Source organism: Desulfohalovibrio reitneri (assembly GCF_000711295.1).
Lineage (GTDB): Bacteria > Desulfobacterota > Desulfovibrionia > Desulfovibrionales > Desulfovibrionaceae > Desulfohalovibrio > Desulfohalovibrio reitneri.
In genome coordinates this window covers 306,707-320,483 of the sequence record NZ_JOMJ01000004.1, presented here as the reverse complement: position 1 = coordinate 320,483, position 13,777 = coordinate 306,707, and the positions used below count along the sequence as shown (strand labels likewise).

General features: G+C 66.0%; 14 protein-coding genes. 11 read left to right on the top strand and 3 right to left on the bottom strand.

The window, feature by feature from the left end; genetic code table 11:
- Positions 1–25: 25 nt before the first annotated feature.
- A complete protein-coding gene (cysQ, locus tag N911_RS0114030) occupies positions 26–796 on the bottom strand; it encodes a 3'(2'),5'-bisphosphate nucleotidase CysQ (RefSeq protein ID WP_029898228.1) in 771 nt (256 codons plus the stop codon).
- Between the two features lie 85 nt (positions 797–881).
- A complete protein-coding gene (locus N911_RS0114025; protein WP_138774432.1) occupies positions 882–2,384 on the bottom strand; it encodes an ATP-binding cassette domain-containing protein in 1,503 nt (500 codons plus the stop codon).
- Positions 2,385–2,436: 52 nt separating this feature from the next.
- Here N911_RS0114025 and N911_RS0114020 point away from each other — a divergent pair, with 52 nt between their 5' ends.
- Positions 2,437–3,363, top strand: coding sequence for a fatty acid desaturase family protein (locus tag N911_RS0114020; RefSeq protein WP_029898224.1), 927 nt, complete (start codon positions 2,437–2,439; stop codon positions 3,361–3,363).
- Positions 3,364–3,425: 62 nt separating this feature from the next.
- Here the strand turns inward: N911_RS0114020 and N911_RS0114015 are convergent, their stop codons facing one another.
- Positions 3,426–5,261 (bottom strand): lysophospholipid acyltransferase family protein, encoded by a 1,836-nt coding sequence (locus N911_RS0114015; protein WP_029898222.1) that lies wholly within the window; start codon positions 5,259–5,261, stop codon positions 3,426–3,428.
- Between the two features lie 344 nt (positions 5,262–5,605).
- On the opposite strand from N911_RS0114015, the gene tmcD reads away from it, so the two are divergent.
- The 10 genes from tmcD to N911_RS0113965 all read left to right on the top strand — a co-directional run bounded on the left by tmcD (position 5,606) and on the right by N911_RS0113965 (position 13,745).
- Complete coding sequence (tmcD, locus tag N911_RS0114010) at positions 5,606–6,868, top strand: electron transfer complex subunit TmcD (protein ID WP_029898220.1); 1,263 nt, start codon at positions 5,606–5,608, stop codon at positions 6,866–6,868.
- Between the two features lie 10 nt (positions 6,869–6,878).
- Complete coding sequence (gene tmcC, locus N911_RS0114005) at positions 6,879–7,538, top strand: TmcC family electron transfer complex membrane anchor subunit (protein WP_029898218.1); 660 nt, start codon at positions 6,879–6,881, stop codon at positions 7,536–7,538.
- 13 nt (positions 7,539–7,551) lie between these two features.
- Positions 7,552–8,898 carry an electron transfer complex ferredoxin TmcB gene (gene tmcB, locus N911_RS0114000; protein WP_029898216.1) on the top strand — a complete coding sequence of 449 codons (1,347 nt, stop codon included), beginning with the start codon at positions 7,552–7,554 and terminating at the stop codon, positions 8,896–8,898.
- Between the two features lie 10 nt (positions 8,899–8,908).
- Entirely contained in the window at positions 8,909–9,307 is a 399-nt protein-coding gene (gene tmcA / locus N911_RS0113995) for an acidic tetraheme cytochrome c3 TmcA (protein ID WP_029898214.1), read from the top strand.
- Positions 9,308–9,445: 138 nt separating this feature from the next.
- A complete protein-coding gene (locus N911_RS0113990) occupies positions 9,446–10,288 on the top strand; it encodes an MBL fold metallo-hydrolase (RefSeq protein WP_029898212.1) in 843 nt (280 codons plus the stop codon).
- Between the two features lie 41 nt (positions 10,289–10,329).
- Positions 10,330–11,082 carry a hypothetical protein gene (locus N911_RS0113985; protein WP_029898210.1) on the top strand — a complete coding sequence of 251 codons (753 nt, stop codon included), beginning with the start codon at positions 10,330–10,332 and terminating at the stop codon, positions 11,080–11,082.
- A gap of 165 nt (positions 11,083–11,247) precedes the next feature.
- A complete protein-coding gene (locus N911_RS0113980; protein ID WP_029898209.1) occupies positions 11,248–11,655 on the top strand; it encodes a response regulator in 408 nt (135 codons plus the stop codon).
- 84 nt (positions 11,656–11,739) lie between these two features.
- Complete coding sequence (locus N911_RS0113975; protein ID WP_029898207.1) at positions 11,740–11,955, top strand: hypothetical protein; 216 nt, start codon at positions 11,740–11,742, stop codon at positions 11,953–11,955.
- Between the two features lie 160 nt (positions 11,956–12,115).
- The gene (locus tag N911_RS0113970) at positions 12,116–12,634 is read left to right on the top strand and encodes a chemotaxis protein CheW (protein WP_081859263.1); all 519 of its coding nucleotides are present in this window, start codon (positions 12,116–12,118) and stop codon (positions 12,632–12,634) included.
- Positions 12,635–12,641: 7 nt separating this feature from the next.
- On the top strand, positions 12,642–13,745 hold the full coding sequence (locus tag N911_RS0113965; protein WP_029898203.1) for an NAD(P)/FAD-dependent oxidoreductase: 1,104 nt from the start codon (positions 12,642–12,644) through the stop codon (positions 13,743–13,745).
- Positions 13,746–13,777 lie beyond the last annotated feature (32 nt).

Below are 13,777 nucleotides of genomic sequence, written 5' to 3'. Positions count from 1 at the left end.
ATGCAGCCCACGCCAAAGCGGTTGGTTACATTTCAGCCGTTAAACCCTGGGCGATGAACCCTGGATTCTTGAGCGATTCCTTGTTGTAGATGAAGGGTTCCCCGTCCAGGGTGGTCATGGAGCCGCCCGCGCCTTCCAGAACGGCCTGGCCCGCGGCGGTGTCCCACTCCATGGTGGGGTTCAGGCGCAGGTAGAGATCGGCCACGCCCTCGGCCACCAGGCAGAATTTCATGGCGCTGCCCGCCTCCACGCGCTCGCTCACGCCGCGCTTCTCCATTTCCGCGGCCAGGTCCGGGGAGGGGTGGGAGCGACTGACCACGGCCCGGGGGCCTTCCGGCGGCGGGGTCTGGCACTGGATTTTCTGCGGGGGCATCTCCCGGAACTGCTTGAAGGAGCCGAAATCCTTGCCGCCCCAGTACATGGTCTCGCGGTCCGGCACGTACACCACGCCGAAGGCGGGGAAATTCTTGGCCACCATGGCGATGTTCACGGTGAACTCGCCGTTGCGCTTGACGAACTCCTTGGTGCCGTCCAGCGGGTCCACGCAGAAGAAGCGCGGCCAAGCCTGCCGCTCGGGGAAGGGCACGTGCTGGCCTTCCTCCGAGAGAATGGGCACGCCGGGATAAACCTCCCGCAGCCGCTTGACGATGAGGTCGTTGGCCGCGCGGTCGGCCTGGGTCAGCGGGGACTCATCCTCCTTGTAGTCAACGGAGAAGTCCTCGCGGTAGATGCGCATGATCTCGTACCCGGCCTGCTTGGCCAGGTCGGTCAGTTCGGCCACGATGGTGTCGTACATGGCGGATTTCCTGCCCTTCTCTGTGCGGATAGTTGCCGAATCATTCAGGCTGATACCCGAGTGGACGCGGCGGTGTCAAAATCAATCATTCCATTTTTGGCTGGCAGGCAAGGGGTTCGCGCCGGGCCGTCCCGTCCTCCAGCCGCAGAACCCTGTCCACCCCGTGCGGCAGATCCTCGGCATGGTGGACCGCCACCACCAGCGCGGCGCCGAAGCGCTGGACGTCCTCCAAAATCCCGGTCATGCGGACGCGCAGGGACGGGTCGAGCCCGGCCAGGGGCTCGTCCAGCAGCAGGGCGTCCGGTCCGGGAGCCAGGGCGCGGGCCAGCAGCACCAGCCGCCGCTGGCCGCAGGAAAGCTGGGAAAGGTCGCGGGAGGCCAGGTGGCCCAGCCCCACCCCCTCCAGCGTGCGCAGAGCGGCCCGCGTGTGTTCGGCAGGGGCATCCGCGTGCGGCCCCACCCGCCCGGCGAAGCCGGAGGCGGCGCAGTCCAGGGCGGTTTGGGGCAGATGGTGGGCGGCGTCCAGCACGGCCGAAACCAGCCCCACCCGCCGCCGGATTTCACGCCAGCCCGAGGGGCCGTCCAGGCCGAAGCGGCGCACCACGCTCCCCGGGGCGGGCGGCAGGTCGCCGTGGAGCAGGGAAAGCAAGCTGGACTTGCCCGCTCCGTTGGGCCCCAGTACGGCCCAGCCCTGGCCGGGCATGACGGTCCAGCCGTCCACGTACAGGATATCCCGCCCGCCGCGCCGCAGCCGCACGTTTTCCAGATGGAAAAGGAAGGAGGGCGGCGCGTCCGCCTTTGCTCCATTCACCACCGGACACCCGGTATCCGCTTCCTCGGCGAAATTCGGAACGGCCTCCACCGGGCCGTCGTGGACCACCCGGCCGTCCCGCAGCAGCACGGCCCGGCGCAATCCGGGCAGGGACTCCGCCTCGTCCGGACGATGGGTGGCGTAGACCACGGCCGTTCCCCGCTCCATCACCCGGCCCACGGCCGCCAGCCAGGCCTCGCGGGAGGCCTCGTCCAGCCCCTCGCAGCACTCGTCCAGCAACAGCAGGTCCGGCCCCTCTTCCGGACCGGAGGCCAGGGCGCGGGCCAGCAGTAGGCGCCGCGCCTGCCCCTGGGACAGTTCGGCCAGGGGGGTGTCCAGAAGGTCCCCCGCCCCGGCGGTTTCCGCCGCCGCGCGAGCCCGCTCCGCCTCGCGTTCGGTCGGGGGATGGTAGCACAGGGGGGCGTCGCGCATGCCCGCCACCACCACTTCCAGCCCCGTGGCCCGGCTGGCCGCGCGCACCGGGCCCTCGCCGTGGCCGGGGTCCTGATAGAACCGCTGCTGCTCCGCCGAAACTAGAGCCACGCGATGGCGCACCGGCAGGGGCGAGGGGGTGGTCCGGCCGTCCAGATGATAGAGCCGCTCTCCGGCAGTGGGTGGCAACTCGCCGCGCAGAAGCCGCAAGAGTGTCGTCTTGCCGGAGCCGGAAGGCCCCAGCAGGAGCAGGCTCTCCCCCGACTCCAGACACAGGTCCACCCCCCGCAAAAGGTTCCGCCCGCCACGGGCCACGGCCGCGCCGCGCATTTCAATCCCCGGCACACGGGCCTCCCCGCCTTGACTGGCCTGTCCGGCTTGGGCACATAATGAATGTATGGAACACCGTCATCCGTACTTCCTGAACATGGTTCTGGCCGGGCTGCTGCTCCTGGTCAACCTCTTCCAGTTCATCCTGCTGCCCGTTCTGCTCCTGCCGCTGAGCCCCTGGTGGCTGCTGGCCCTTATACCCTGCGCGGCCCTGACCAACACCATGTGGTTCACCGCCCACGAATCCTTCCACTTCAACCTCCATCCGGACAAGAAATGGAACGAGCGGCTGGGCAGGCTGCTCTGCGTGGGACTGCTGGTGCCCTTCTCCGTGGTCCGCTTCGGGCACCTGCAGCACCACCGCTTCAACGGCGCGCTGGTGGACCGGCCCGATCTTTACGACCCGGCAGCCACATCCACTATCCGCGCCTGGGTGGGCTACTACGCCCAGCTCGTCGGCGGCTTCTACCTCATGGAGGTGGCCAGCTTCCTGGTCTTTCTGCTACCTCCCGAACGAATCAGGCGATTCGTCTCCAAGGCCATGGGCGGCGGGGACGAGGGCTCGCGGGAAATCGCCAAGCTGGCCGCCAAGACCTTCTCCAAACCGGACACGGTGCGTTCCACCCGGCGAGAGGGCGCTGTGGTGTTCGCCCTGCTGGTCGTCTCGCTGCCGCTGTACGGGGGATACTGGTGGGCGCTGGCGCTGGCATTGGCCGCACGGGCCTTCCTCATCTCCTTCGCCAACAACCTGCCCCACTACGCCGCCCCCACCGGTGACACCGGACAGGCCTACAACGTGGCCCTGCCCCGGCCGGTGAACGCCTGCCTGCTCAATTTCTACTGCCACCACGTGCACCACGCCGAGCCGCGCCTGCCGTGGACGTCCCTGCCCGTGGAAATGCGCCGCCGGGGCGAGGACTGGACCATGCCCTACCTCAAGGCCGGGCTGGCACAGTTCAAGGGGCCGCGGCCGGTCTCGGCCGCGAGCGCCTGAGCCGGAGGGCTGTCGCCACAATAAGGAGAAGAGAGGGAGCCGGGAGCAACCTCCCGTGATTCCTAGGCGGCCTGGTTGGTGCCGTCCTCGTTCTGCTGGCCGCTGCCGTGGTGGTCCAGGAACTCTCCGACCGCTTCCTTGCCCATGTAGCGGGAGAGGATCTTGCGGTCGGTCTTGCGCAGGTCCACCATGATGAGGCCGTCCAGGGCGTCGAAAAAGTCCTGGTCCACGTTGAAGGCCAACAGCTTGCCTCCCAGCTTGAGATACTGCCGCAAGAGCACCGGCACGCCCTTCTGGTCGGTCTCCACCTCGGAAATGAGGGAGGCCAGGTCGTCGATGTCCCGGCAGACCGTGCGGGCGGTCTTGACAACCAGCCCGGCCAAGTGGGGCAGTTTGGGCGGGCTCTTGGGCTTGACCGTCTTGGTCAGCTCCTCGGCGCGCTCCCGCTGGGACAGGAAGCGGACCATCAACTCACGCGAGAAGGAGTGGTAGTCGTTGGTGATGGACACCGGGCCGAAGAGGATGCAGCGGTCCGGGTGGGCCACCACGTAGGCGGCGATGCCCTTCCACAGCAGCAGAAGCGGAGCGTAGCCCTTTTGGTACTTTTGCTGCACGAAGCTGCGGCCCATCTCCAGGCCGTGCTCGCCGATTCGGTCCAGAAACTTCTTCTTCAGGGTAAAGAGAGTATTGGAGTACAGGCCGTCGCGGCCGTGCTCGCGCAGGATGTCCTTCACCGGCCCCAGCCGGTAGGCGCCCATGATCTCCCGGTCCTCGCGGTTGTAGAGGACCAGGTGGTGGTAATACTCGTCGAACTCGTCCAGGTCGCTGTCGCGGCCGGTGCCCTCGCCCACGGCGCGGAAGGTGATCTCGCGCAGGCGGCCGATCTCCTTGAGGACCACCGGGGCCTGCTCCTTCTTGCAGACAAACACCAGGTGCGGGTCGGACTCGATGAGCTTCTGCTCGTCCGGCAGGGAATCGATTTCCCCGGCCAAGGCGTCCGGCTCCTGGGGTGCGGCAACCTCGGCCATGGCTTGGGGCGTCTTTTCCTCTTCCTTGACCTCTTCGCCGTTCTCGCGGCTGCCCAGGACGTAGGTGCGTAGCTTCAGCCACTCCATGAGTTTCTCGTCGGACTCGAAGCCCTGCATCTTGGACTTGGGGATGGGCTGGCCGATGCGCATCTCAATGGTGGTATTGCGGCGCTTAAGCACCTCCCGCGGCAGCATGACGGTACGCAACCGGGGGTGGATGAGGCCGAGAAGATGGAACAGGGCGCGGTTGGAGCCCTTGAAGTAGACGGGCACCACCGGTGCGCCGGTCTTGCGGATGATGCCGCCCACCGTGGGGCTCCACTCCTTGTCCGCCACCGCGCGCTGGCGGAGGTTGAAGGCCGAGACCTCGCCCGCGGGAAAGACGCCCAGCAGACCGCCCTGGCGAAGCCAGCGCAGGGATTCCTTGAGGGGCGCAATGTTGCGGGAGGTGGCCTGCTGGCTGCCGAAGGGGTCCACCTGGATGATAATGTCCCGCATCTCCGGTATCTGGGCCAGGAGATAGTTGGCCATGAGCTTGGCGTCCGGGCGGATGGAACGCAGGATGTCCGCCAGGATGATGCCCTCCACCGCGCCGAAGGGGTGGTTGGCCACCACCACGCAGGGCCCCACTTTGGGGATGCGCTCCAGGTCCTCCTGGCGCACCTGCACCTTCACGCCCAGTTCGCGCAGGGTGCCGCTTAGAAACTCGTCAGAGTCCCCGCAATGGGCGTTGGCGTAGATGCGGTTGATATGGGACAGCCCGATGAGCCTGCCCAGCGATGGACAGAGCATGGAGAAGAGCTTGCGGCGGAGCGGTCCCTTGCCCGGGACCGGGATGCGGATGAGTTCGTCGCTTTGCGCCTGCGGCATGTTCGTGCGGCCGACCTTTGGGGCGGCTTGGCCCGGAGCTCGCTCCGGGCGCAGTTGCTCTGGTATGGCGGCGTTCGCCCAGCGCGGCCAATCAATTTATATAATAAGTGTATTCCGGGGGGATTGGCAAGAGCCCTGGATGACGATTGCGTGCCAAAATGGAGTCAACGGGTCCACAATATGCCTCCCCCCTTGCATTCCGGCGTTGTTACGGTACAGTGGCTCACAAAATGAGCCTCCCGCCGGACTTGACCCCGGCGGGAGGCTCGGGCAATGTCCTCCGCCGCGTCGACTGCGGCATTTTGGAGTGCCGTGGTCGGAATTATACGAAACGAGGTGCTGCGATGGCCAAACAGGCTGGAATCAACTGGGAGCCCGGAGAGAAGGAGATTTCCGATCTCGGGCAATGGACGGATCGCTTCGGCTGGGTTGAGGAACCCCAGGCCTCTCCCGACGGCGAGCGCGTTGCCGCCGTCATCCGCACCGAGGACGAGGAGTTCACGCTCTGCGTCAACGGCGAACCCTGGGAAAACGCCTTCGAGAAGGCATGGAATCCCCGCTTCACTCCCGACGGCAGGTTGACCGCGCTGGTGCAGGCCGACATGGTCTGGACCGTGGCCGTGGACGGCGAGCCGTGGGAAAACAGCTTCGACTTCTGCTGGAACAACACCGGTTCCCCGGCGGGCCCCATCTACGCCTCCATCCAGGACTCCATGCGCTACGGCATGGTGGTGGACGGCGAGCCCTGGGAAACCCTCTATGAAAACGCCAACAACTTCGCCGTCAGCCCCGACGGCAAGCGCACCGCCGCCGCGGTGCAGGTCAAGTCCATGGGACAGGCGGACATCGCCGCCTTCCAGGAGGGCCTCTTCTCCGCCGCCGTGGACGGGGTGGCCTGGGACGAGGTATTCGTCAACGTCTGGACCCCCACCTTCTCCCAGGACGGCTCTTCCCTGGCCGCCACCGTGCGTAAGAGCCTCTACGACTACGACATCGCCGTGGACGGCAAGGCCTGGGGCCTGAACTGCCAGAGCGCCTGGGAGCCGCTGTTCCACCCCACCGAGAACTGGGTGGCCGCGCCCGCACGCGTGGGCGGCAAGTGGTCCATCTACCGCGACGGCAAACCCTACTGGCACTCCAAGTACGCCCAGTGCTGGCAAGCCGCCTTCTCGCCCGACGGCTCCAAGCTGGCCGCCGTGGTGGCCCTTGGCATCGGCGAGTGGACCGTGGCCGTGGACGGTAAGGCCTGGCCCATCCGCATGGGCGGCATCCTCGGCGACCTGGTCTTTTCCCCGGACGGCGCCCGCTTGGCCGCCCTGGGCCGGGACCAGGAGAAATGGAACTACGTGGTGGACGGCCAGATGGTGCCCGGCGACTACGACATGGCCTGGCCCGCCGTCTTCAGTCCCGACGGCTCCCACTGGGCGGCCAAGGTGGAACGCGGCGGCAGCTACACCGTCGTGCTGGACGGCAAGCCCCTGGGGCAGACCTACGAGTCCGCCTTCCAGCCCATGTTCTCGCCCGATTCCGACCGCCTCATGACCTGCGGCGTCCGGGACGGCAAGTACATCCGCCGCATCGACCGGATTTCGGACCTGCAGGGGTAAGGAGACAACCATGAACGCCATTTACGACTTCCTCACCGGCCCGCTGTTGTGGATCGCCCTGCTGGTCTTCGTGTGCGGCAGCGTGGCCAAGGTGGCCATGTGGATCAGCAAGGCCCGCTCCTCCGACCCCTTCGTATTCAAGTACTGGAGCTGGAAATACGCCCTGCGGTCCCTCGTTCACTGGACCATTCCCTTCAACACCATGCGCTGGCGCACCAAGCCGGTGCTGACGGTGTTCACCACCGTATTCCACCTGGGCGTGATCCTCATTCCCATCTTCCTGCTGGCCCACGTGGTCCTGTGGGAGCAGTACATGGGCGTGACCTGGATCACGCTGCCCGAGGGCCTGGCCGACGTGCTGGCCGTCCTCACCCTGGCCGGCTGCGGCTACTTCGCCTACCGCCGCATCTTCGACAAGCAGGTGGCCTTCGTCACCCGCGGCGAGGACTGGCTCATCCTGGCCATCGTCACCGGCACCTTCCTGTTCGGCTTCCTGGCCGGGCAGCAGTGGGGCCCGTACATGGCCTGGCTGAATCTGCACGTGCTGTTCGGCGAGGCCTTCCTGATCATGATCCCCTTCACCCGCGTCAAGCACATGCTGCTGTACCCCCTCACCCGGGGCTACATCGGCTCTGAATTCGGCGCGGTGCGCAAGACGCGCGACTACTAAGCGGAGCGCCACAATGCACAAGGTACCCACCCTGACCAAGGACTTCCGCAAGATCGAGGACATCGGGCTCGACGGCGGCGCCGCCAAGCTCGACGAAAAGAAAATCCAGCAGGTGGTCAAGCAGGTTCTGGACAACGAGACCTCGGCGCGCTTCGAGGCCTACATGGACACCTGCGTCCACTGCGGCCTCTGCGCCGACGCCTGCCACTACTGCCTCTCCCACGACGGCGACCCCTCCTACTCGCCCGTGGGCAAGATGAGCCAGACCATATGGGAGATCGTCAAGCGCAAGGGCAAGGTCTCCCCCGAGTTCATGCGCAACGCGGTGCAGATCGCCCACACGGAGTGCAACCTCTGCCGCCGCTGCATGCACTACTGCCCCATCGGCATCGACGTGGCCTACATGATGACCATCGTCCGCCGCTTGGGCCATAAGCTGGGCCTGACCCCGCAGTACATCCAGGACACCTGCCACTCCCACTCCGCCACCGGCAACCAGATGTGGGTCAAGGACGACGAGTGGATCGACTCCCTCTTCTGGCAGGAAGAGGAAGCCAGGGACGAGTTCCCCGAGATGCGCATTCCCGTCGAGAAGGAAGGCGCGGAGATGATGTACTCGGTCATCGCGCCCGAGCCCAAGTTCCGCACGCACCTGATCTACCAGGCCGCGGCCATCATGCACGAGGCCCGCGTGGACTGGACCATGCCCGCCACACCCGGCTGGGACAACTCGGACATGGCCATGTTCACCGGCGACAACGAAACCATGGGCCGGCTGAAGCGCATGCACTACGAGACCGCCCACCGGCTGCGCGTCAAGCGCATCGTCATGGGCGAGTGCGGCCACGCCTTCCGCTCGGTGTACGACGTGGGCAACCGCTGGCTGGCCTGGCGGGACACCCCCATCGAAATGGTCCACGGCGTGCAGTTTTACTGGGAGATGCTCACCTCCGGCCGCATCAAGGTCGGCAGCCAGATCGAAGATCTGGTCACCTTCCACGACCCCTGCAACATCGTCCGCGGGCGCGGGCTGGAGGAAAAGGGCCGCGAAGTGGCCAAGGCCTTCTGCCCCAACTTCGTGGAAATGACCCCCAACCGCGAGCACAACATCTGCTGCTGCGCGGGCGGCGGCGTCATCAACTGCGGGCCTCCGTTCAAGAAGACCCGCATCGAGGGCAACTCGGTCAAGGCCGAACAGCTGCGGGCGACCGGAGCCAAGATCGTCATCGCCCCCTGCCACAACTGCCACGGCGGGCTTGAAGACATCATCCACCACTACAAGCTGGACATGAAGCTCATGTTCCTGGGCGACATCATTTACGAGCACATGCAAAAGACCAGGGCCATCGAGGAAGGCTAAGGAGAAAGAGATGAGCAGACATCATCCCAAAGGCCGTGGCGCCCTCGTTCTGGCCGTGCTGGCCTGCGCGTTGCTCTTCGCGGCCGCGGCCGTGGCGCAGGAGCGCATGCTGGAGTACGAGGCCGAGGCCTTCGAAGAGTCCCAGATGCCCGCTTCCAAGTTCGACCACGACCTGCACATGGGCGAGATCCCCGACTGCACCGTCTGCCACCATTACTACGAGGACGGGCAGAAGGTGGAAGGGGCCGACAGCATCGGCATGGCCTGTTCCGACTGCCACTCCCTCGGGGGAGACGAGACCAACTCCGTGCCGCTGCGCGAGGCCTACCACGTCCAGTGCGCCGGCTGCCACGAGCAGCAGGGCAAGGGGCCGGTGGCCTGCGGCCAGTGCCACGTCAAGGGCGAATAGCCCGTTCCTGAACGACCCACCCAAGGCATGGGCGGCGGAGCGCTTCCGCCGCCCATGCCTTGTTTTCATTTGCCGGATCGGCTACGTGCCCAGAATTGTCCGCATAAAGCGGACGCAACCAGAAGGGGCTGATCCGGCATGCTCATCCGATTCTGGGGCGCCCGAGGTTCCATTCCAGTCTCCGGGCGGGAGTTCGCCACATACGGCGGCGACACCACCTGCCTGGAAATTCGCACCCGCAACGACGACATCGTCGTGGTGGACGCGGGCACGGGCATCCGCGGGCTGGGCAACAGCCTGCTGGCCGAGGGCCGCCGCGACCTCACCCTCCTTTTCACCCACTCCCACTGGGACCATGTACTGGGCTTTCCCTTCTTCAAGCCCATTTATTCCGAAACCAGCCGCATCCGCATTCACGGCTGCCCCCTGGCCCAGGGCAACATGGAGAAGCTCCTGGCCAGGACCATGCTGCCGCCCTACTTCCCGGTGCCCTACGAGGAAATCAAGGCTTCCATCGAATACCAGGGCATCTGCGCCTCGCGGCTGGCCATCGACACCATGGAGGTGGCCACCATCCCCATCAGCCACCCCAACATGGGGCTGGGATTCCGCTTCGAAGAGGACGGCAAACGATTCGTCTTTCTCACGGACAACGAGCCCCATGTTGACCATCGCGGCGGCCTGGCGGTGGAGGACTACGTGAAGTTCGCCCGGGGCGCGGACCTCTTGGTGCACGACGCCGAATACACCCCCGAGGATTATCACCTGACCCGGGGCTGGGGACACGCCCTCTACACCGACGCCCTGGACATCGCCCTGCGCGCGGAAGTGAAGGCCTTCGGCCTCTTCCACCACAACCAGGACCGCGACGACCAGGGCATCGATGCCATGGTGCGCTACTGCCGCCAAATGGCCGGGGAGCGTGGGCGCCCCGACTTGTCCATCTTCGGCGTCACCCAGAAAACCAAGGTATCCCTCTAGGCACAGGCCCGCGGGGCCGGAAACCTTCCCGGCAGCAAACCATGCCCGCACTCCGCTTCGCCCTCCTTTTCCTTGCGGCCGCCGTGCTCTGCCACGCTCCCGTGGCGCGGGCGGAGAACGGAAGCACGCTTCGCGCCAGCCATCGCCACACCCTGGGAGAGCGGCAGACCCTGGCCGAAGCGCGCCGCCTCTGCGCCAACGGGGCCAGGAGCAAGCTCGCCCAGCGAGCCGGGAATCTTCTCGCGGCCGAAGCGCAGTTCGACGAACTGACCATCACCCCGGACGAGGTGCGCACCTACGCCGCCGCCCTGCTGCGCATGGAAGAGGCGGGGCGCTCGCTGGAAACCGCCGACGGCCTCCCGGTGCTGGTCTGCCGGGTCCGGGCGGATGTGGAGGCCATGCGGCTGGCCAGTGGCGTGGCGCGGGCGGCGGCCGACCCCACCTACGCAGGGGAGTTGGAAACCCTGGCCAGCCAACGGCTTGGCCAATCCGCATGGAAGAAGCCCGAATCCCAAGCCGCCGAACGGCGCGCCACGAAAAGGACGCGGTCCGAGGCTGAAAATGAATCCGTCCGCCTCACTCGGCTGGCGGAGCCGGGCATGCCCGCCGACGAACTAGAGCGCCTGCTGGGGCAGCCCCGGACGTCCTTCTCCCAAGGAGGCGCCGTCTGCCAGTATCGCGGCGGGTTCTGGGTTGTCCTGCGGCGGGGCGTGGTGGATTGCCTGCGCCGGACCCTGCCCAGGGACGAATCGTGTCATTGCCGTGGCCTGTCCACGAGCGTCATCAAGCGCTGAACACGCTTGTCATACTCTCCCCGGTCCGGTATTCTACCCAGTTTATCCCCCGAATGTAGCTTTTGACAAAGGGTATGGGCGGAGGTACCATTGCATTGCTTGTGGAAAAATAGCGAAACACTGTGGATAATTCACTCCGCGTTCCGGAATCGGAGGTTCCCCCGCATGCGCGCCCTGATCGTCGACGATGACTTCTACTGCCGCAGCTACCTGCAGGAAATCCTGCACCCGTATGGATACTGCGACGTGGCGGTGAACGGAGACGAAGCCATCTACGCCTTCCGACGCGCCCTCAGCGAAGGCAAACCCTACGACCTGATCTGCATGGACCTGGTCATGCCGGAAATAGACGGACACAACGCCCTGCGTGAAATACGCGACATCGAGCAGGACATGGGCGTGGCCGAGAACGACGGCGTGAAGGTCATCATCACCACCGTGCTGGAAGACAACGTGGACACGCACAACGCCTTCTTCCTGGGTGGCGCCACGTCCTACCTGGTCAAGCCCATCGATGAGAACGTCCTTTTGGGGGAACTTCGCAAATTGGGTCTCATCGACCAGGCGGCCTGATAGTACGTTTTTTCGTCATAACGCTTGCCACGTTCCCCTGCATTGCGTATCCGGGAAAGAATAGCCTTCTTTCTTGGAGAAGCAATGCATCGCCTTATCCTTGTGCTGCTCTTCGCGGCCCTGTTTCTCGCCGGTCCCCGGCTGTTCGACAAGGACCCCGTCATCAGCGGCGGCGGAGAAACCCGCGTGGTGAGGGAAGTCGGACAGGCTCAGCCCGCCTCGCGCACAGACGGGGAAGTCAACCCCGCCGGGCGTGGCCTTCTCCTTCTCATGTGCCAAGACATCGCCCCGAACCGCTGACTCCCCAAGGCCGGGCCCCGCGCCAGCTCGTGATAATCCACTTCGAACGCCTGTTCATCCAGGCCCTTTCCAGGTAGCATCCCACCATGCCGTCCGAGTTGACGGGCCGCCGTGGGGGGCGGACCGCGACGGGCGAAACACAGCCAACGGAGCCAGAGCAATGTCCAATCTCGACAGCGACTCCGAACTCGTGAACCTCATCAACACCGACGAGGAAGGCAGGGGCGGGCAGCAGATCCGCCAGCTGGTCACCTTCTCCATCGGCGATGAGGAGTTCGGCATCGACATCCTCAAGGTGCAGGAAATCATCCGCATGGTGGACATCACCAGGGTGCCCAAGGCCCCGGATTTCGTGGAGGGGGTCATCAACCTGCGCGGCAAGGTCATCCCGGTCATCGACCTGCGCAAGCGATTCGGCATGCCAGGCAAGGACCACGACAAGAACACCCGGTGCGTGGTTGTGGACATCTGCAACATGATCGTGGGCTTTATCGTGGACTCCGTGTCCGAGGTGCTGCGCATCCCCTCGGACACCATCGAGCCGCCCCCGCCCGTGGTGGCCGGCATCGAGTCCGAGTACATCAACGGCGTGGGCAAGCTGGAGGACAGACTGCTCATCCTGCTGGACCTGAACAAGCTGCTCTCCACCCACGAGATGGAGCAGCTGGCCACCTGCTGAGCCTTTCGTGGCCCGGTTGGTGCTGGCGGGCGGCGGACACGCCCACCTGGCCGCCCTCAAGCGGCTGGGGAAAGTCACCGGGCGCGGCCACCGGGTCACGTTGGTCAGCCCGGCCCGGGTCCACTGCTACTCCGGCATGGGCCCGGGAATCCTGGGTGGGTACTACCGCCCTCGCGAGGCCGCCTTCCATGTGGCCAAACTGGCCGAACGCGGAGGAGGTGTATTCCGCCGCGCCTCGGTTGTGCGCATCCGGCCCGGCGAGCGGCTTTTGGAACTGGATGACGGCTCCACCATCTCCTATGACGTCCTTTCCCTGAACCTGGGCAGCGGAGCCCGCCCCCTGCCCGGCGACGGCGGGCCGGACTGCTTTCCGGTCAAGCCGGTGGCCAATCTGGCCCGCGCGCGATTGCGGGCCCTGCGGCTGCTGCGGCGCGGCCAGTGCAACCTGGCGATCTTCGGCGGCGGCCCCGCCGGGGTGGAGGTGGCTGGCAACCTGGCCCGGCTGGGACGCCGCTTTCCCGGCCGCGTCGCGGTCACTCTTGTGGCCGGACACAGGTTGCTGCACGGTTTCCAGGAGCGGGTCCGCCGCCTGTGCCGCGAGGCCTTGGCGGATTCCGGAGTCACGGTGCTGGAGGACAACCGGCTGGAATATTTGGAACCGGGCACGGGCATGCTGGACGACGGCCGCCGCCTGCCCTTCCAGCTTGCCGTGGCCGCCCCTGGCATCCTCCCTTCAGGGCTGATGGCCGAGTCCGGGCTGCCCGCCGGCCCCAGCGGGGGCCTGCTCACCGACCGCTTCCTGCGCTGCCCGGAGCACCCGGAAATTTTCGGCGGTGGCGACTGCATAGACTTCGGCCCGGCGCCGCTGGACAAGGTGGGAGTCTACGCCGTGCGGCAGGGCGGACTTCTGGCGGACAACCTTCTGGCCGCTCTGGACGGTCGCGAGCCCGCTCCCTTCGACCCGGGCGACCCTGACTACCTGCTCCTCTTCAACCTCGGCGACGGCACGGCTCTCTTCAGAAAACGCGGCATCGTCACCAGATCAAAAGCCTCCTGGTGGCTCAAGGACCGCATCGACCGCCGTTTCGTACGCCGTCACCAAGTCGCCTGACACACGAAAAAAGTTGGGCGGGACCCGCATAT

Excerpts from the sequence above, each read along its gene's own strand:
- cysQ (WP_029898228.1), bottom strand. The coding sequence starts at position 796 with ATGTACGACACCATCGTGGCCGAACTGACCGACCTGGCCAAGCAGGCC.
- N911_RS0114020 (WP_029898224.1), top strand. The coding sequence starts at position 2,437 with ATGGAACACCGTCATCCGTACTTCCTGAACATGGTTCTGGCCGGGCTG.
- N911_RS0114015 (WP_029898222.1), bottom strand. The coding sequence starts at position 5,261 with ATGCCGCAGGCGCAAAGCGACGAACTCATCCGCATCCCGGTCCCGGGC.
- tmcD (WP_029898220.1), top strand. The coding sequence starts at position 5,606 with ATGGCCAAACAGGCTGGAATCAACTGGGAGCCCGGAGAGAAGGAGATT.
- tmcC (WP_029898218.1), top strand. The coding sequence starts at position 6,879 with ATGAACGCCATTTACGACTTCCTCACCGGCCCGCTGTTGTGGATCGCC.
- tmcB (WP_029898216.1), top strand. The coding sequence starts at position 7,552 with ATGCACAAGGTACCCACCCTGACCAAGGACTTCCGCAAGATCGAGGAC.
- tmcA (WP_029898214.1), top strand. The coding sequence starts at position 8,909 with ATGAGCAGACATCATCCCAAAGGCCGTGGCGCCCTCGTTCTGGCCGTG.
- N911_RS0113990 (WP_029898212.1), top strand. The coding sequence starts at position 9,446 with ATGCTCATCCGATTCTGGGGCGCCCGAGGTTCCATTCCAGTCTCCGGG.
- N911_RS0113985 (WP_029898210.1), top strand. The coding sequence starts at position 10,330 with ATGCCCGCACTCCGCTTCGCCCTCCTTTTCCTTGCGGCCGCCGTGCTC.
- N911_RS0113980 (WP_029898209.1), top strand. The coding sequence starts at position 11,248 with ATGCGCGCCCTGATCGTCGACGATGACTTCTACTGCCGCAGCTACCTG.
- N911_RS0113975 (WP_029898207.1), top strand. The coding sequence starts at position 11,740 with ATGCATCGCCTTATCCTTGTGCTGCTCTTCGCGGCCCTGTTTCTCGCC.
- N911_RS0113970 (WP_081859263.1), top strand. The coding sequence starts at position 12,116 with ATGTCCAATCTCGACAGCGACTCCGAACTCGTGAACCTCATCAACACC.